We start from the raw sequence: 17,605 nt of genomic DNA, 5'->3' as shown, positions 1-17,605 counted from the left end.
CCACAAAAAGTGTGGCAAAAGTAAGCAAATTTTCCTAATAATCAGTATTTTAAAGCTATAAATTATAAAGTTTGCCCGTAATTTTAAAACGCGCGCCAATTGATTTACCTTTGCAGTATGGATTTAGACAAAATTTACCACAAACTACAGATTCAGGAACTTAACCAAATGCAGAAATCTGCCTATAAAGCTACTGATAACCAAACCGATGTGGTACTTTTATCCCCCACAGGTTCAGGGAAAACATTGGCCTTTCTTTTTCCGGTCTTACGGAATCTTGACAAGGGAGCATCGGGCATACAAGCGATGATCCTGGTACCGGCACGCGAACTGGCCTTGCAGATAGAGCAGGTTTTCAAATCGATGGGGACCGATTTTAAAGTATCAGTTTGCTATGGCGGCCATGATAAAAGGACTGAAGTAAATAACCTCATCCAAGCGCCTGCCGTATTAATCGGAACACCGGGCAGGATCGCCTATCATCTCCGGAGCGGGAACTTTGCGCCAAAAACTGTTAAAACTGTCGTTTTAGATGAGTTTGACAAGGCGCTTGAACTGGGTTTTGAAGAAGACATGGGTTTCATCATCCAATCGCTTTCAACTTCTGCGCAGCGTATTCTTACTTCTGCCACTGCGATGGAAAAAATTCCGGATTTTGTAGGTTTGAAAGACGAAAAAACCATTAATTTCCTGAAACTTCAGGAGACAAAACCGGATATCCAACTCAAAAAAGTAATAACCACACCTGAAGAAAAACTCGATACATTATTTAGACTTCTGTGTAAAATCGGTAATAAAAGAACGCTTATCTTCTGCAATCACCGCGACGCGGTGGACCGGATTTCGGAGCTGTTACGCGAAAAAGGCATCGCACGCGAAACCTTCCATGGTGGTATGGAGCAGGATGAGAGAGAGCGGGCGCTGCTGAAATTCCGGAATGATTCCGCCAGGATCTTAATTACAACCGATTTGGCTTCACGTGGTTTGGACGTACCGGAAGTAGAATCCATCGTTCATTACCAGTTACCGCCGAAAGAAGATGCGTTCATCCACAGAAACGGCCGAACCGCCAGGATGAATGCGAAAGGTTTTGCATACCTCATCATGACCGAGGATGAACACTTTCCGTTCATTAAAGCTGACACAGCGATTGAACCCCTGGTTGGTGATTATAAAATACCGGGAAAAACGCCATTCGAGACTATTTATATCAGTGCCGGAAAGAAAGACAAAGTCAATAAAGTAGATATTGTAGGCTATCTGATTAAAAAAGGTGGTTTGAATAAAGAAGACATTGGCCTTATCGAAGTTAAAGATACCACTTCGTATGTGGCGGTAGAAGGGAAAAAAGTGAGAAATTTGCTACAGACCTTAAATACGGAAAAACTGAAAGGCAAAAAAGTAAAGATCGAAATCGCTTATTAAAAACCATCGGATTTTAAACAACGGCTTTATTTATGAAACTTAACTTACCAGACAAACTGTATTACTCCATCGGCGAAGTTGCCAAGGCATTTGATGTAAACGCGTCGCTCATCCGGTATTGGGAACAGGAGTTTCCGGTGATCAAACCTAAAAAAAACAAAAAAGGCAACCGCTATTTTACGCCGGAAGACATCAAAAACCTCCAGATCATCTATCATTTGGTAAAAGAAAAAGGCTATACACTAGATGGCGCCCGAGTAGCATTGGCGACTAATGGCAAAATCTCCGAAACGGTTTCCATCATCAATAGGCTGGAGTTTGTAAAAGCCGAATTACAGAAACTGAAAGACTCCCTAGTTGAAAAACAGTAGAGAAAAAAGGGTTAATTAACATTATAAATCAGGTGATTTAAACGTTTATGCGCCAGCACATCAGGGTAATTTTAAGCAAAATTTTCCTATGCGCTCACCCATCCAGTTTTCAGCGGTTAAAAATTATTTTTTCGGTTTAGCAACATCCGGGGCAATTTTATGTTCCGGTTTTTTATATTTCAATGCAAAAGAGAAACAGGAACAACCACCGGAAGACATCCATAATATTGAATACGTTGAAAGCGAGCATATATCACTGGAAGAATTTAATCCGAATGCACTATCGGCAGAGGAATGGCAGAAATTGGGATTCTCTGAGCGGCAGGTAGCTACTATTTTGAAATACAAGAATATGGTTGGCGGCAGCTTTTCATCTAAACAGCAACTCGAAAGATGTTATGCCATTTCAGCCGAGAAATTCAGCGAGCTGGAACCTTATATATTACTACCGGAGGAAAACAGAGGCCGCTATTCTACTTCTTTTGCCAACTATCAACCATACAGCAGCACGTCGCAAGGCACCGCTAAAAAACTTCATATACAGGGAAAATTCAATCCTGATGATTTTACGCAGCAAGATTTTATGCGTATGGGATTTACACCACGGCAGTCCGCATCAATATTAAAATACAAGAAATTCTTGGGCGGCAGTTTCCTTAGTAAAGAAAAATTCAGTGAATGCTACATGATCAGCGAAGACCAATATCGGCAAATGGAGCCTTACCTGCTTTTGCCGGAAAAGTCTGCGGATAACACGGCAAGATTTACAACCTCTTCTAAACAACAACCGAAGTTGAAGCATCAGCCATTCAATCCGAATGCATTGGATGCGGCAGGCTGGCGGGCATTGGGTTTTTCAGAAAAACAGGCTCAGGTCATCGTCAATTACAGAGAGCGCCAACTTAAAGGCAGCTTTAAATCGCTGGAAGATATTAAGAGATGCTTTGTGATTTCACCCGAAAAGTTCGAGGAACTACAACCATTTATTATACTGAATACAGAAGTTCCCGCACCAAACTCAGCCAGTGTCAATAAAACCGCTGTCAGCCAAACCACACCTCAGAATACCACAGATTTCTCGACCATAGATCTTAATCAGATCACTTACAAGCAACTTATTGAATTTGGTTTCGATCAAAAAAGCGCGGCAATGCTGCTGAGTTTCCGTAAAAAACTGGGTGGGTTTATGAACCGGCAACAAATTGTAGATACTTATGACATCAATAAAGATCTTGCGCAGAAACTTGTAGAAATCGCACGACTCGACAACTCGAAAATCGAGAAATATCATCTAACTGACGCGCCGGAAGAATGGCTGAAGAACCACCCCTACTTTAAATATTCGGCTGATAAAATTATTTTCTACAGAACCACCAACCCGAATGATAAAAAGATATGGAAACTCCTGAAATTGAAGCCTGAATATGAAACCCGCATGAAATGGTATATTAAGGAATCATGAGACTTATTTCTTTATGAACTTCAGTGTAACGTCATTTATTTGAAGTAAATAAATCCCAGGTGCCAGATTTTCAATATTTAATGTATTTTTTGAAGTGAAAGGCTGGTTGATTTGACGGATCATTTTACCAGACGCATCGTATATCACAGCCTTGTGTATCCGCTTCAAATGATGACCTTCAATTGTCAGTACATTCTCTACAGGATTTGGGTAAACCTTGTATCTGGTTTTAATGGGTGTTATTGGGCTGGCAGCTAAAACGCCTAGATTCTCGCAAAAATCTAAAGGATATTCCTGCCATTCCGTGGAAGTAAAGGTGTCGTTTGGATGATTCACCGCAGTATTTCTGTATAAGGACTTGTTGGCAAGCGTCGCATAATTGTCCGTATTTTTGAATCCAATCGCATCAACTGTGGTAGATTGATAGCGGAGTTCCAAATACTGGCTTCCGGTAAATGTAAGTTGTGGCGCGGCCGTTACAAAACGTGCATCATCATTCGTTATACATGTAAATTTAGCATAAGGGTTAAGGATCACCAATGTTTCGTTATGCGCGATAACACCTTCTAATTCGTAAGGTGCCGGGAAATAATAGTTCGCATTGGTACTGTTATAAAACTGTATGCTGAGTCTATACCTATTCAGGTTAACTGTATGTCCTGTCTTATTGGTAATTTCCAGAGCGTTGCTGGCATCTGAACCTTCCAGATATTTGGTAATCATCAGGTCTTTCGCAAATACATCATGATCAATTGTGGTGACTGGCAGCACAAGGCTCTCCGCAGATTCCAAATAACTGGCGTCATAGGTCTTAACGGTAAAATTATATGTAGTGGATGGCGATAACCGATCAATAATGACATTCCTATCTTTGGTTGTATTAATCAGCGTGCCATTCTGATAGATTTTAAAACCCAGAACATCGCTGTCCGAGGGCGAATCCCAACTTAAATTTACGAAATAGGCACTCACTTTATTGGCGGTAAGATTCATCGGCGCACCTGGCGCAACAGCATCAAGGGTTTGATTCCATATTTGGCGCACCCATTCCGGATGGTCTATAAAAGGATTCCGGTTTTTCTGTAGCGAAAAAACCGCATTATTACGGTCAATTTCCCTTTGCGACACCGGATCTTGCTCGTGCCATTGCAGCAATAACGCCAAATACCAGTTTTCAAAAGCTCTCTCATTCGTACCGTCAAGCGGACTCATATCATTGGCAGCCGTAGTCCCCGTAAAATAGTTGAATGAACTTAGTTTAGCTTCATAACGCACCGCGAAATAAAGCAAGCTGCGGGCAATATCTCCTTTAAACTCATCTATCGGCTCATATACACGGCCCGTATAACCCGAACCCGGCGTACTGTTCCTACTGATTTTAGAACCGTTTGAAAAGGTGTAGTAATTTGGTGAACCAGCCATGCCATAAGGATAGTTGCTGCGGAGTTGATTGATGCGTGCATCGGTAGGAATTACGAAAAACAGATCCGAATACATGGGATAATTACTGTAAAAAGTGCTTTGCGGCATCATGTGTTCGCGGTTCCAGCCCAGTCCTTCGGCATTTGCAGAACCAATCATCTGGTTGGATGTGTATTCGTAGTTATCCGGACCATTAGGTATTTCAGAATAAATATCCAACAAATACGTCTGGTTTTCCGCGTCGTGGTCGTAATACCGGTCAAGGTCTGTAAGGTTGTACATCTGTTGCAGGTCGCCATAATGCCAACTGATGTATTTGGTAGAAATTATTTCAGAAAGTTTGGTCTTTAGAGCATATCCGGTAAGGCTGGTAGCGGCATCATAATATCCGGCGGGTGCCTGTGCAAATCCTATAAAAGGTATAAAAAGCGCATACAGTAAAAATCTCTTCATTTCAACAGGTTTTAAAAAAGCTAATTTACGCATTTAAAGATGGCTACAACACTTAAAAACAATACATCCACAAAACATTTATCACAAATAAAATATACCTCTTAGCATAGATTCTTCAAATAAATTCTTGAAGAACGTATCATTTTCGTTACCTTTGAGCACATTTTTATTATCGATTATGACCACCGAAACTATGAATAACCTTACAATGATCGCTGAAACAGCTAAAGATTTTGCTGAAAAAAACATTCGCCCATACATTATGGAATGGGACGAGAGCCAGCACTTCCCTGTTGAACTTTTCCATAAACTTGGGGAAATGGGCTTTATGGGGATTGTAATACCAGAAGAATATGGCGGGTCAGGCATGGGTTACCACGAATATGTAACTATTTTGGATGAGATTTCGCAGGTAGATCCTTCCATCGGACTATCGGTTGCCGCTCATAACTCATTATGTACCAATCATATCTATGAATTCGGGAATGAAGAACAGTGCCAAAGGTGGTTGCCACAACTTGCTTCCGGAAAAACAATCGGTGCGTGGGGACTTACCGAACACAACACCGGTTCAGATTCAGGCGGAATGAGCACTACTGCTGTAAAGGACGGTGATGAATGGGTAATTAACGGTGCTAAAAACTTTATTACACACGCTATTTCCGGTGACATCGCTGTAGTGATGACCAGAACAGGCGAAAAAGGTGCGCGCAACAATTCTACCGCATTTGTATTAGAGAAAGGGATGCCTGGCTTCAGTTCAGGCAAGAAAGAAAATAAACTCGGGATGAGAGCCTCGGAAACCGCCGAACTAATCTTCGATAATGTGCGTGTGCCTGATGCAAACCGTTTGGGAGAGGTAGGTTCAGGTTTCAAACAGGCCATGAAAATATTGGATGGTGGACGTATCTCCATCGCGGCATTAAGTCTTGGGATTGCCCGTGGCGCTTACAAAGCTGCGCTTAAATATTCCTTGGAAAGACAGCAGTTTGGCAAACCGATCAATCAATTCCAGGCGATTAACTTTATGCTGGCTGATATGGCTACCGAAATTGATGCCGCAGAACTATTGATTCAGCGTGCTTCCACTCTTAAAAATAACAAAAAACCCATGACCAAAGAAGGTGCTATGGCAAAACTCTACGCTTCTGAAGCGTGTGTGCGCATTGCCAATAACGCCGTACAGATTTTTGGAGGGTATGGTTACACCAAAGATTTCCCGGCTGAAAAATATTACCGCGACTCAAAATTATGTACCATTGGCGAGGGTACATCCGAAATCCAAAAACTCGTAATTGGCAGAGAGATCGTAAAATAAACAAAACAGACACCGGTTTTCAGCCGGTGTTCTTTTTTGCTTTAAAAGCAAACAGGCTTCGTCATCCAGTTTTGGCTTAATTTTTATCTTTGCTTAAATTAATAAAAAATGGATAAGATAGACGCCCTGAATCAGGTGGCAGAATTTCACCGAACGTTTAACGCACCGGTTTTTGATACACCGCAACTCGCACCAAAAGACAGGGCAGCGCTGAGGATTTCTTTACTTCAGGAAGAACTAGATGAACTTAAAACCGCGATCGAACAAGATGATCTTACCGAAGTGGCTGACGCACTTTGCGACCTGCAATATGTGCTAAGTGGCGCAGTTTTAGAATTCGGTTTAGGAGAAAAGTTTGTAGAACTGTTTGATGAAGTACACCGCTCTAACATGTCAAAAGCCTGCTCGAATGAGCAAGAAGCACAAGATACGTTGGAGTATTACAGCATGAGAGGCGAAGAAGTCTTCACCGAAATCTGTGGCGAAAAAATCAACGTACACCGAAAGTCTGATCGTAAAGTCCTTAAAAACAAATATTATTCTCCAGCAGATTTGCAGGAAATCTTAGACAAATAAAATACATGATAATGAAAAAAACACTCCGAATATTCGCGGCGGTGGGCGCTTTGCTCTGCACCCTTCAGTCCTGCAACGCCCAGAAAACCGTTGTAAACCGTGAGGTAGAAACTTCTGCCGGTAATAAAATGCTCTTGGGTTACCAAACCCGCGACCAGCTATCAAAGCTTCCTTATTCCGAGTGGTACACACCGGAATACGACAGTTATACAGTCGATAAAAAAGCGGTTGAAGAACTCAGAAAACAAAAACTCAGCTCCTATAACCTTCTGGTGGTGTTGGGTATCTGGTGTAGCGACAGTCACCGTGAAGTCCCGCGTTTGATGAAAATCCTAGATGCCATCAATTTCCCCGAGAACAAGCTTACGCTGTTAACCGTAAACCAAAAGAAAGAAGCGCCAGGCGGTGAAGAAGGGCTTTACAACATAAAACTGGTGCCGACCATCATCGTACAGAAATACGGCAAGGAAATTGGTAGAATTGTAGAATATCCGACAACTGGATATCTTGAACGTGACCTTCTGGAAATCCTGAAAAAAGATGATACCAACCTTAAAGAACTTTTTAAATAATTGAAGAATTACAGTAAAATATGGCCCTTCGTCTTGGGCGCGGCAACCATGCTGGTGATTTTCATTCTCTGGAAATCCCTTACCCAAAAATCTGAAGAAACCGTACAGAACGATTATTATATCATCACCAATCAAATCCGGAAGATGAATAAAATGGTGGTGATGGAGCAGGATTTTTCAAGCATCCAAAAAACGAAAATGACCTCTGAACTGCTCGGCGGCCTTCTTCCGAAACTCGAGAAAGAACTTATTACGTTCACCAAAACGAACGCCCAGGTGTCTTATGACCTGAACAAGATGGAACTGGAGGTTGATTCCGCTAACAAGAAGCTGATCATCAGGTCATTGCCTGCAGCCGACATCAAGATCACACCAAGTGTTGAGATACAGTCGATTGATGATACCTTCCTATCGCGCATCAAACAGGAAGATTTACGAAAGGTCACACAATCGGCAAAGGATAACGCCTATAAAACCGTAAACCAGCAAAGGCTGCGGAATGAAGGGCGGAAACAGTTGCTTGAAAACCTCAGTCAGCTCTTCGTTTTGGCAAGAGCTTTGAACTACGAAATCGAAGACCAAACAGGTCAGGTAGATACATCAAAACTTTAATACAAAAAAAAGATGGGTACTTCAAAACAGGAAAAACCGACACCGGAAGTGAGAAAACAAAACCAGGATTTGCCAAACATCCCAGCTTCTTCACAAAAGATTCATTCAGAAGAAACAGCAAAAAAAGAAATTAAAGAAACCTCTAAATTGCATAAAAGTGGTAAAACCGAAAATCAGGAGGAGAACGAAAACTAAGTCTGAAAACTGTTAACATTCATTAAAATTCGGCTTTTACCTTTCCTTTGTCACAATCTTTGATAAGTAAAACATACTAATCACAAAAATATAAAGTTATGTCTTACACCGTTGTGGGTATGTTCCCCACCACCGAAGAAGCAGATAGAGCCTCCGCAAAACTCGACAGCGCAGGATTCGGAAAACAGGATTATCAAATCTCCCGCTACTCCACCACCGGCGAATATACAGAAGGATCTGAATATGACGAGGATGAAAAAACCAGTGGTTTTTGGGATTGGCTGTTTGGCGACAATGATAACGACAGAAAAAAGTACAGCTACGCCGGTACCAAAAGCAATATCATCACCGTATATACCAACACGGCAGACCGCGCTGAAAAAGCCCGTGACATCATGAACGATGCAGGCGCCATCAATGTGAACGATTTTACCCGAGACCGCTATGCAGGCGAGGAATATGTGTCGCCGGACAATAATTTAACGGAAGATGAGCGCGCAAGAATCATCACCAAAGCTAAAAATGACCTCTATCTCACCTCCGAAAACCGTACATATAACTACCGTAACCGCGGCATGATGAATGATATGGATTCCGCAGGTAACAAGGATGACCTCTAAACCTCCCTCATAATTTTAAATTCCGGTTTCCTTTGGTCACCGGTTTTTTTATTTTAATGCTCCTTAAAAATTTAAGCTAAGCATTTATTTCCCTAAATCTTTGCGCCGAAAACATAATAGAAATTTATAGGAAAAAACGTATTTTTGCATCTTAAAATCCAGATTTTAAAATGATAAAAATCACACTTCCCGACGGGAGCATCAAAGAATTTGAGAGCGGCGTCACTCCGCTTGATGTAGCAAAATCAATCAGCGAAGGGCTGGCAAGGAATGTTATTTCCGCATTAATAAACGGCAACCAGGCCGAAATCACCACGCCCATCACTACTGATGCCACCTTGCAGCTCCTTATGTGGAATGATGATCTGGGCAAAAAGGCCTTTTGGCATTCCTCCGCTCACCTTTTGGCGCAGGCTATTGTAGAATTTTATCCGGAGGCGAAACTTACCATTGGTCCAGCTATTGAAAACGGATTCTATTATGACGTAGATTTTGGCGATGAAAGCCTTTCTGAGAAAGACTTTGAAAAAATCGAGAAGAAAATGCTCGAGAACGCCAAGAAAAACTCCACTTTCAATCTTTACGCGGTTTCAAAAGCTGACGCATTGAAGGAATATGCAGACAATCCGTACAAAACCGAGCTTATTTCCAATTTAAATGATGGCGAAATCACCTTCTGCTCACACGATAATTTCACAGATCTCTGTCGTGGCGGTCACATTCCGTCAACCGGCATCGTAAAAGCTGTAAAAATACTGAACGCTGCCGGAGCTTACTGGCGGGGCGACGAAAAAAACAAACAGTTAACGCGGGTTTACGGAATTTCATTCCCCAAACAAAAAGACCTTACCGAATATCTTGAAAGACTTGAAGAAGCCAAGCGCCGCGATCACCGCAAACTCGGAAAAGAACTCGGTATTTTTGCATTCTCTGAAAAAGTAGGCGCAGGTCTTCCGCTATGGTTACCAAAGGGTACGGCTTTAAGGAAAAAACTCGAAAATTTCCTTTCAGAAGCGCAGAAAAAATCAGGTTACGAATTCGTGATGTCCCCTCATATCGGCGCGAAAGAACTTTACGTAACTTCCGGCCACTGGGATAAATATGGGGCCGACAGCTTCCAACCGATCAAAACCCCTAATGAAGGCGAAGAATTTCTGTTAAAACCTATGAACTGCCCGCACCACTGCGAGATTTACAAAGTCGGTCAATGGTCTTACAAAGATTTGCCGAAACGTTTCGCCGAATTCGGAACTGTTTACCGCTACGAACAGTCAGGTGAACTTCATGGGTTGACGCGGGTTCGCGGGTTTACGCAGGATGATGCACACCTTTTCTGTACGCCGGATCAGCTTTTGGCAGAGTTTGAGAATGTAATTGATCTGACGCTTTATGTATTTAAATCTTTAGGTTTTGAAGATTTCGTGACGCAGGTTTCATTAAGAGATCCAGAAAACAAACAAAAATATATCGGCTCTGATGAAAACTGGAAGAAAGCTGAAGACGCCATCATACAGGCTGCCGAGAAAAAAGGTCTCAAAACAATTGTAGAATACGGTGAAGCTGCATTCTACGGCCCGAAATTGGATTTCATGGTAAAAGACGCGCTCGGGCGCAGCTGGCAGTTGGGTACCATACAGGTCGATTATAATTTACCTCACCGTTTCGACCTTTGGTACACAGGTAACGATAATGAGAAACATCGTCCGGTGATGATTCACCGTGCGCCATTCGGCTCGATGGAACGTTTCATTGCTATTCTGATTGAAAATACAGCCGGTGATTTTCCACTGTGGCTGGCACCAGATCAGTTCACAATTTTGCCAATCAGCGAAAAATATGTGGATTATGCGAAAAAAGTTTCACAATTACTGGAAAATCACGATATTTGCGGCCTGATTGACGAAAGAAACGAAAAAACCGGACGTAAGATTCGGGATGCCGAAATGAAAAAACTTCCTTTCATGCTGATTGTTGGTGAAAATGAAGAACAAAATGGCACGGTTTCTGTCCGCAGAAGAGGCGAAGGTGATCTAGGAACCATGACAATTGAAGAATTTGTGACCTATTTCAAGAAAGCCGCTACAATATAAACTAACATTAAAATTTAAACACCATAGCACAGAAATTTAACTACCGAGGCCGAGGTCCACAGCGACGCGTACAAGAGGACTTGCACCAGATCAATGAAAAAATCCGGGCAAAAGAAGTACGTTTAGTCGGTGATAATGTAGAACCTGGCGTATATCCGCTACAGAAAGCACTGGAAATTGCCAAAGACCAAGAACTGGATTTGGTGGTGATCTCCGATAAGGCGGAACCTTACATTACCCGGATACTGGATTATAAGAAATTCCTTTACGAACAGAAAAAGAAAACCAAAGAACTTAAAGCCAAGCAGGTGAAAGTGGTGGTGAAAGAAATCCGTTTCGGCCCGCAAACCGACGAGCACGATTACGAATTCAAGAAAAAACACGCCGAAAAATTCCTGGAAGAAGGTTCCAAACTTAAAACGTATGTGTTCTTTAAAGGACGTTCCATCATCTTCAAAGATCAGGGAGAAATTCTTCTGCTGAAACTTGCACAAGATCTGGAACACGTTGGAAAAGTAGACCAACTGCCAAAACTGGAAGGCAAAAGAATGATTATGATGATGAGCCCGAAAAAACCGGCGAAGTAATTGGATGCATGATTTCTTAAATCAATAAGTGCATGTTTTAATGCACTTTTTTTAATTCAAGAGTAATGAGTATGAGTTGAAATCTAAAAAATAAACACAATAATGAAATTAACATATCTTTTTAAAGAATTCTTTAGAAGCGAAAAAACAGGAGGATTGCTCCTAATTTTGGCAACTGTAGTTTCCCTCCTCATTGCTAATTCATCCTTTGGTGATGGGTACATTGGTTTTTGGAATACCTATATTGGTGGCCATAGTATTGTACATTGGATTAATGATGGCTTAATGACCATTTTCTTTCTCTTAATAGGATTGGAACTGGAACGGGAAATCTATAATGGTGAACTTTCCAATTTTCAGAATGCGTCATTCCCTTTTTTAGGCGCTATTGGAGGTTTATTTTTTCCTGCAGCAATCTTCATGCTTCTGAATTTTGGTTTGCCAACACAGGATGGCGCCGGAATTCCGATGGCAACCGACATAGCATTTGCGATAGGAATTCTCTCATTATTGGGCAAGAGAGTTCCTGCAACATTAAAGATTTTTCTTACCGCACTCGCCGTCATTGATGATTTGGGAGCCATCATCATCATCGCTATTTTTTATACCAATGAGCTATCTGCAATGAACCTTTTTATATCATTAGGAATTTTCGGATTGCTTTTGGCTTTAAAAAGAATGAAAGTTTGGAATCTCATTCCCTATTTATTAGGCGGAGTTGCCATGTGGTATTTTATGCTTAATTCTGGCGTACATGCGACGATTACAGGCGTTTTACTTGCATTTGCCATTCCTTTCGGAGACTCAAATGAGCATTCACCCTCGTTTAAACTGGAACACGCTATCCATAAACCTGTCGCCTTCTTCATCCTTCCGCTTTTTGCCCTTGCCAACACCAGCATTCCTATTGCAGCCGATTGGTATAATAATCTCGCCGATCATAACAGTTTAGGAATTATTTTAGGATTGGTTATCGGAAAACCGGTGGGTATCTTTTTAATTTCGTTCATTGGTGTGAAATTAGGATGGGCAAGAATTCCTCAAAACCTCCAATGGAAGCATATTGTAGGCGTAGGATTTTTGGCGGGAATTGGTTTTACGATGTCCATCTTTGTCACTTTATTGGCTTATGAAGACGAAATCCTCATAAACAATTCTAAAATTGCAATACTGGTCGCTTCACTTATTGCAGGTATTGTTGGTTTCTTCTTATTGAAATGGACATTGCCCCAAACTTTATCTGAAAAAGAAACGGAAGAAATTTAATTCTTCCGTTTTTTTTACTTTAATATCCTCGTTGTTGATCTACTACCCTGTCTAACACTGATTTTATCTTTGAAACCGCTCCGTCGAAAGCTTCCTTCGGAGTATTACCGTTATCGGACACTCTTTCCGGGTTTCGACCTTTCATTCTGGCTTCGATAACGCACTTGTGATCATCCTGTGTATTTTTATTGCTGCTTTCATCAGAAAAAAATACTTCAAAACGAGTGATATAGCTATCAAATCTGCGCAATGAATGAGTTAATTCTTCACGGAAGTTATTTTTAAAATCTAGTGTACTTTCGACATTGTTGTCTGAGTTAATAATAATATCCATAATAATCTAATTTTTAGGTGATAATTGCAAAAATTAGACAAAAAGAAATGTTATAAACAAAATTTATAATTTTTTAACACAAAATGTGTAATTTTTTTTTTAAAACCTGAAATTTATTGTTAAAATTTATTAAAATTATATTTTAAAATAGATTTAGTCTGTAATTGGCAAGGAATTTTCATTTTTTTATAGACTATTTTAAAAAAATTATGAAATAATTATTCCTATTTTTGCAGCTGCTATATTAACTTCCTGTTCTTCCAGAATGGTCGGAACTTGGAATGTTGAGCGGTATGAGACAACCACACCCGGAGGACAGGGAACTTCTCTTTCCAATATTGGAATAATGACTTTCAACCGCAATCATACTGGTGAGAAAAACCTCAATTATCAGGTTTTAGGTGTCCTCCGAAACGATACCCTTCTTTTGAATGGAAATCTACCGATAATTATATGACTATTGTAGGAAATAATTCTGAATTTGCAAAAACTTGGATAAAGTTAGAAGACAAAAGAAATTTCCAAAAATGGAAATCTACCGACGGCACCAAGATCGAGGCACAGGCAGGACGCTACACCTTCGTTTGGGGAAAATCCATCAAGACCAACAAGGAAAAGATGCTCCGCCAGTTGGAGGATCTCTGGGTTTATGCCGAAAGCATCGCATCGGATGAGGACAAGGATCCCGAACCTCCCGAGTTCAAGGAAATCAGCAAAGAAAAAGTAAGGGAAACCGCCCAGAAGATTGACAGGATGCTGAAAGGCAGCGATACGGTGGACAAGAAGGGGAAAGCCAAAGCCAAGGCGAAACTGAACTACATCAAGAACAACTTCGAAAAAAATCTGGAAAAATACGAACAGCAGGAAGAAATTCTGGGGGACAGGGGCTCCTACAGCAAGACCGAATCTGATGCAACCTTTATGAGAATGAAGGAAGACCACATGAAAAACGGCCAGCTCAAACCCGCCTACAATCCGCAGATCTCCACAGAAAACCAATTCATCCTAAACTATACCATTCACCAAAATACCAACGACACCGGAACTTTGCAGCAGCATCTGGAAAATTTTAAGGAAAGTTACGGAGAGGAAGTCTTCAGCCAAATCGAAGCCATCACCACCGATGCGGGATACGGCAGCGAGGAGAATTATGAATACCTTGAGGAAAACGGGATAGATGCCTACGTAAAGTACAACACCTTCGACAAAGAACAGGACCAGAACTACCAGCAGAAACATAAAACCTTCAGCAAGGAAAACCTACACTACAACGAAGAAATGGATTTTTACGTCTGTCCAATGGGACAGCGGATGGAGAAAACCCACGAAAGCAGCAGGACAACCAAGAACGGCTTTGAGCAAAAACTTTCCCACTATCAGGCAAAAAACTGCGAAGGCTGCCCGATACGCAGCATGTGCCACGGCTCGAAAAACAACCGAAGTCTGGAGCGCAACCATAATCTGGAACGGCACAAACAAAAAGCCAGGGAGCTGCTCAAAAGCGAGGAAGGTATAAAAAAGCGGAAAAAACGGTGTTGGGACGTGGAACCGGTGTTCGCCCAATTAAAACACAATCATAATTTTAAAAGATTTACCTTAAAATCCCTCAAAAAAGTAGAAATAGAGTTCGGACTACACGCTCTTGCACACAACCTAAGAAAGAAAGTGGCGTAAAAGCCACTTTAAACCCAACTTTTTTTTATTCCAATTTTATAAGGAAAATAAAAAACCGCCTCAAAATTTTGTCTTGAGACGGCTTCTTAGTTTTAATATATTATGAAGAACTTTAATTTTCATCTTCAGTCTTCTTTTTCGAAGTGAGTAAAGAAACGGCTACAGCGGTACCTGCACCGATCAAAGCCATTTTTAACAGGAAACCTTTTTTGTTGTGCTTCCATTCTGCGGGCCAACCCAGTTCGGCAAAAACGTTCGGAACATGTCCTTTCTTTAGGTCATCCATGATTCCTTCCACCACACCAATACGGTCAGCAAGCATTAGCGGCAGCCACCGGCCGTAACTTGATTCGCTGTATTTAAAGGCTAACTCACGAATTTTTCCGTTGAGCCCCTCGGGTGGTGATGCGGTTCCAAAAACCGCCGTGAGATTAGGACGTTCCACAGATTTTAAAATCTCTACAGTTTCAGGCTGCTGCGCAGGTCTATCCCAGGCATAACCTTCATGTTCTTCATTGGTACGTTTTTTTATGGGGTACGTCGGATCATTTTCCGGATCGGCATCTATTCCCCAACCTTTAATATGGCTATAATCTGAATTTTCACTTTTTTTAAAATCAGAGGGTTTTGTTTCGTCTGTAAGCATGTCTTAATATTTTTTGAGTTAAAAACTTTGAAGCTGTTTAAGGAATAAGGACCGTTTTTATACAGCCATCGAGCTTCTGTGAAAAGATGTGATACGCATCCGCGACTTCTTCCAGCGGAACCCTGTGGGTTATAATCTGTTTCGGATCAATGACACCATTTTTCACGTGGTCAATCAGTTTCGGCATGTGCCGTTTTGCGGCAGCCTGGTTTGCCCGGATCGTAATTCCTTTGTTCACCACATTCCCAATTGGTACAAGTGCATCGATTGGACCATACACACCGACAATTGAAACAATTCCGCCTTTCTTCACTGAATTGATTGCCCAGTGAAGGGCTGTTGTAGAGCCGCCCTGCATCATCAATTTTATACCCAGAAGTGTATTCATCCGGTTTCCTTTGGCCTCACACCCCACTGCATCGATGCAGACATCGGCTCCCAGAGAATCGGTCTGTGTTTTTATGAATACGACCGGATCACCGATACTTTTGAAATTATAAGCTTCGCACTGCGCATATTTGGCAACAAAATCAAGTCTGTATTCTAAATGATCGATCACGATTACACGTCCGGCACCGAACAACCAGGCAGATTTTGCGGCCATGATCCCGATGGGTCCGGCACCGAAAACAACGACGGTATCGCCTTTCTGGATCCCCGCCATTTCTGCGGCTTGATAACCGGTAGGAACTACGTCCGTAAGAAGCACCGCGTCATCAGGATCCATCCAATCAGGAATTACCGTTGGCCCAACATCTGCGTAGGGAACGCGTGCGTATTCGGCCTGTCCGCCCTGGAAACCGCCGGCGGTATGAGAATATCCGAAAATACCTCCTACGGCCGTCGCCATTGCGTTAGATTCGTGGCAGTTACCATAAAGTTCCTGCTTACAGAAGGCACATTTACCACACGATATATTGAACGGTACCATGACCTTATCGCCTACTTTTAGTTTCTGTACGCCAGAACCTATCTCGACAACTTCGCCGATAAATTCATGACCAAATGTGGTTCCTACACGTGTATCGGGCACAAGGCCGTGATACAGATGCAGATCGGAGCCGCAGATACAGGACCTAAGCACCTTTACGATAGCGTCTTCGGGATGTTCAATTTGAGGTTCCGGCATATTGCGGTCTGGGCGGACGCGAAAGGGTCCGCGGAAATTCATTGCTAACATTTTGTTTATTTTTTTAGTGATTGAACAAACATGTATCAAAAAAGAGACCGCCCGACGCGAATAATTATAATTTATGATTTTTTAAGAGCTTGATGGTAAGGTGGAAGTGAGTGATTTTAAGTGGATTTGACAAGATTAAAAAAAGATGCAAATAGAATGAGGCAGTGGATTACTTTATTGAAATTAAAATCTTATTCTAAAATTAAATACATACCCTTCGGATTTAATAATTAAATTGTATTTTGTGAACTTCCCCCGCGTGAGGGATCGCAGCGGTTACCCCGGAAGCGCGGCGAACCGAAAGGCGAGCCGCGGTGAGGAGTATGAGCGAAGAGCCCGACGCAAGCGAGGGAATGGATGCGACGCGCCCGCAAGGGCGCGTCGCAGGAATGACCGAGCGCGCGGCACGCCCAAAATGCACTTACAACAAATACTTGCAGTTACGACAAAATGTTGTACTTTTGCACTCTGAATGTTGTATGCACTCTTCTGTGCCGCAACAAACAACGAAACTTGGATTGATAACAAACAGATAAATTAAGCAAAATGCCAAAATTAAAAACTAAATCAGGTGCTAAGAAGCGTTTTAAGCTGACCGGAACCGGGAAGATTAAAAGAAAAAATGCGTTCAAAAGCCACATCTTGACGAAAAAAGAAACGAAGCAGAAGAGAAATCTTACGCAGACTTCCTACGTTGCTACTGTGGATGAGAAAAGCGTTCTTCGCCAATTAGCCATTAAGTAGTTTTTATAAATCAACCGGTTTATAAGAATTCGAAAAAAATTCAGACAATTTAACCCTG

The 17,605-nt window shown here is 41.7% G+C and carries 18 protein-coding genes; 14 read left to right on the top strand and 4 right to left on the bottom strand.

The window, feature by feature from the left end; translation table 11 throughout:
• Positions 1-117 precede the first annotated feature (117 nt).
• From CO230_RS05720 to CO230_RS05710, 3 genes are all read left to right on the top strand, one after another.
• Positions 118-1,425, top strand: coding sequence for a DEAD/DEAH box helicase (locus CO230_RS05720; RefSeq protein ID WP_122027714.1), 1,308 nt, complete (start codon positions 118-120; stop codon positions 1,423-1,425).
• A gap of 32 nt (positions 1,426-1,457) precedes the next feature.
• Positions 1,458-1,796 (top strand): MerR family transcriptional regulator, encoded by a 339-nt coding sequence (locus CO230_RS05715; protein ID WP_122027713.1) that lies wholly within the window; start codon positions 1,458-1,460, stop codon positions 1,794-1,796.
• Positions 1,797-1,884: 88 nt separating this feature from the next.
• Positions 1,885-3,258 (top strand): helix-hairpin-helix domain-containing protein, encoded by a 1,374-nt coding sequence (locus CO230_RS05710; RefSeq protein ID WP_122027712.1) that lies wholly within the window; start codon positions 1,885-1,887, stop codon positions 3,256-3,258.
• A 3-nt stretch (positions 3,259-3,261) separates the two neighbouring features.
• On the opposite strand, the gene CO230_RS05705 is transcribed toward CO230_RS05710, so the two are convergent.
• Positions 3,262-5,133 carry an endonuclease gene (locus tag CO230_RS05705; RefSeq protein ID WP_228438202.1) on the bottom strand — a complete coding sequence of 624 codons (1,872 nt, stop codon included), beginning with the start codon at positions 5,131-5,133 and terminating at the stop codon, positions 3,262-3,264.
• A gap of 178 nt (positions 5,134-5,311) precedes the next feature.
• Here CO230_RS05705 and CO230_RS05700 point away from each other — a divergent pair, with 178 nt between their 5' ends.
• From CO230_RS05700 to nhaA, 9 genes are all read left to right on the top strand, one after another.
• Positions 5,312-6,451 (top strand): acyl-CoA dehydrogenase family protein, encoded by a 1,140-nt coding sequence (locus CO230_RS05700; protein ID WP_122027710.1) that lies wholly within the window; start codon positions 5,312-5,314, stop codon positions 6,449-6,451.
• A gap of 108 nt (positions 6,452-6,559) precedes the next feature.
• Complete coding sequence (locus tag CO230_RS05695) at positions 6,560-7,027, top strand: nucleoside triphosphate pyrophosphohydrolase family protein (protein ID WP_122027709.1); 468 nt, start codon at positions 6,560-6,562, stop codon at positions 7,025-7,027.
• A gap of 11 nt (positions 7,028-7,038) precedes the next feature.
• Positions 7,039-7,599, top strand: coding sequence for a TlpA family protein disulfide reductase (locus tag CO230_RS05690; protein ID WP_122027708.1), 561 nt, complete (start codon positions 7,039-7,041; stop codon positions 7,597-7,599).
• Positions 7,600-8,211: a DUF4230 domain-containing protein gene (locus CO230_RS05685; protein ID WP_410492870.1), complete on the top strand. Its 612-nt coding sequence runs from the start codon at positions 7,600-7,602 to the stop codon at positions 8,209-8,211. It begins immediately after the preceding gene.
• A 12-nt stretch (positions 8,212-8,223) separates the two neighbouring features.
• Entirely contained in the window at positions 8,224-8,406 is a 183-nt protein-coding gene (locus CO230_RS05680) for a hypothetical protein (protein WP_122027707.1), read from the top strand.
• A gap of 98 nt (positions 8,407-8,504) precedes the next feature.
• Positions 8,505-9,026, top strand: a complete 522-nt coding sequence (locus tag CO230_RS05675) for a hypothetical protein (RefSeq protein WP_122027706.1) — start codon at positions 8,505-8,507, stop codon at positions 9,024-9,026.
• A 170-nt stretch (positions 9,027-9,196) separates the two neighbouring features.
• Positions 9,197-11,116: a threonine--tRNA ligase gene (thrS, locus tag CO230_RS05670; RefSeq protein ID WP_122027705.1), complete on the top strand. Its 1,920-nt coding sequence runs from the start codon at positions 9,197-9,199 to the stop codon at positions 11,114-11,116.
• Positions 11,117-11,196: 80 nt separating this feature from the next.
• Positions 11,197-11,703, top strand: coding sequence for a translation initiation factor IF-3 (gene infC / locus CO230_RS05665; protein ID WP_122027704.1), 507 nt, complete (start codon positions 11,197-11,199; stop codon positions 11,701-11,703).
• 102 nt (positions 11,704-11,805) lie between these two features.
• The gene (gene nhaA / locus CO230_RS05660) at positions 11,806-12,969 is read left to right on the top strand and encodes a Na+/H+ antiporter NhaA (RefSeq protein WP_122027703.1); all 1,164 of its coding nucleotides are present in this window, start codon (positions 11,806-11,808) and stop codon (positions 12,967-12,969) included.
• 19 nt (positions 12,970-12,988) lie between these two features.
• Here the strand turns inward: nhaA and CO230_RS05655 are convergent, their stop codons facing one another.
• Entirely contained in the window at positions 12,989-13,303 is a 315-nt protein-coding gene (locus CO230_RS05655; RefSeq protein ID WP_122027702.1) for an HPF/RaiA family ribosome-associated protein, read from the bottom strand.
• A gap of 453 nt (positions 13,304-13,756) precedes the next feature.
• Here CO230_RS05655 and CO230_RS05645 point away from each other — a divergent pair, with 453 nt between their 5' ends.
• Positions 13,757-14,977 carry an IS1182 family transposase gene (locus tag CO230_RS05645; RefSeq protein WP_122027700.1) on the top strand — a complete coding sequence of 407 codons (1,221 nt, stop codon included), beginning with the start codon at positions 13,757-13,759 and terminating at the stop codon, positions 14,975-14,977.
• Positions 14,978-15,089: 112 nt separating this feature from the next.
• On the opposite strand, the gene CO230_RS05640 is transcribed toward CO230_RS05645, so the two are convergent.
• Together CO230_RS05640 and CO230_RS05635 are read right to left on the bottom strand one after the other, a co-directional pair.
• Positions 15,090-15,623 (bottom strand): hypothetical protein, encoded by a 534-nt coding sequence (locus tag CO230_RS05640; RefSeq protein WP_122027699.1) that lies wholly within the window; start codon positions 15,621-15,623, stop codon positions 15,090-15,092.
• A gap of 37 nt (positions 15,624-15,660) precedes the next feature.
• A complete protein-coding gene (locus CO230_RS05635; RefSeq protein WP_228438201.1) occupies positions 15,661-16,794 on the bottom strand; it encodes a zinc-dependent alcohol dehydrogenase in 1,134 nt (377 codons plus the stop codon).
• Between the two features lie 555 nt (positions 16,795-17,349).
• Here CO230_RS05635 and rpmI point away from each other — a divergent pair.
• Complete coding sequence (gene rpmI / locus CO230_RS05630) at positions 17,350-17,547, top strand: 50S ribosomal protein L35 (protein ID WP_088468848.1); 198 nt, start codon at positions 17,350-17,352, stop codon at positions 17,545-17,547.
• Positions 17,548-17,605: the final 58 nt, after the last annotated feature.

The organism is Chryseobacterium sp. 6424 (genome assembly GCF_003692615.1).
GTDB lineage: Bacteria > Bacteroidota > Bacteroidia > Flavobacteriales > Weeksellaceae > Kaistella.
This window is presented reverse-complemented; position numbering and strand designations above follow the sequence as displayed.

Excerpts from the sequence above, each read along its gene's own strand:
- CO230_RS05645 (WP_122027700.1), top strand. The coding sequence starts at position 13,757 with ATGACTATTGTAGGAAATAATTCTGAATTTGCAAAAACTTGGATAAAG.
- nhaA (WP_122027703.1), top strand. The coding sequence starts at position 11,806 with ATGAAATTAACATATCTTTTTAAAGAATTCTTTAGAAGCGAAAAAACA.
- CO230_RS05715 (WP_122027713.1), top strand. The coding sequence starts at position 1,458 with ATGAAACTTAACTTACCAGACAAACTGTATTACTCCATCGGCGAAGTT.
- CO230_RS05680 (WP_122027707.1), top strand. The coding sequence starts at position 8,224 with ATGGGTACTTCAAAACAGGAAAAACCGACACCGGAAGTGAGAAAACAA.
- rpmI (WP_088468848.1), top strand. The coding sequence starts at position 17,350 with ATGCCAAAATTAAAAACTAAATCAGGTGCTAAGAAGCGTTTTAAGCTG.
- CO230_RS05690 (WP_122027708.1), top strand. The coding sequence starts at position 7,039 with ATGAAAAAAACACTCCGAATATTCGCGGCGGTGGGCGCTTTGCTCTGC.
- CO230_RS05700 (WP_122027710.1), top strand. The coding sequence starts at position 5,312 with ATGACCACCGAAACTATGAATAACCTTACAATGATCGCTGAAACAGCT.
- CO230_RS05635 (WP_228438201.1), bottom strand. The coding sequence starts at position 16,794 with ATGAATTTCCGCGGACCCTTTCGCGTCCGCCCAGACCGCAATATGCCG.
- CO230_RS05675 (WP_122027706.1), top strand. The coding sequence starts at position 8,505 with ATGTCTTACACCGTTGTGGGTATGTTCCCCACCACCGAAGAAGCAGAT.
- CO230_RS05705 (WP_228438202.1), bottom strand. The coding sequence starts at position 5,133 with ATGAAGAGATTTTTACTGTATGCGCTTTTTATACCTTTTATAGGATTT.
- CO230_RS05710 (WP_122027712.1), top strand. The coding sequence starts at position 1,885 with ATGCGCTCACCCATCCAGTTTTCAGCGGTTAAAAATTATTTTTTCGGT.
- thrS (WP_122027705.1), top strand. The coding sequence starts at position 9,197 with ATGATAAAAATCACACTTCCCGACGGGAGCATCAAAGAATTTGAGAGC.
- CO230_RS05720 (WP_122027714.1), top strand. The coding sequence starts at position 118 with ATGGATTTAGACAAAATTTACCACAAACTACAGATTCAGGAACTTAAC.
- CO230_RS05695 (WP_122027709.1), top strand. The coding sequence starts at position 6,560 with ATGGATAAGATAGACGCCCTGAATCAGGTGGCAGAATTTCACCGAACG.
- CO230_RS05640 (WP_122027699.1), bottom strand. The coding sequence starts at position 15,623 with ATGCTTACAGACGAAACAAAACCCTCTGATTTTAAAAAAAGTGAAAAT.
- CO230_RS05655 (WP_122027702.1), bottom strand. The coding sequence starts at position 13,303 with ATGGATATTATTATTAACTCAGACAACAATGTCGAAAGTACACTAGAT.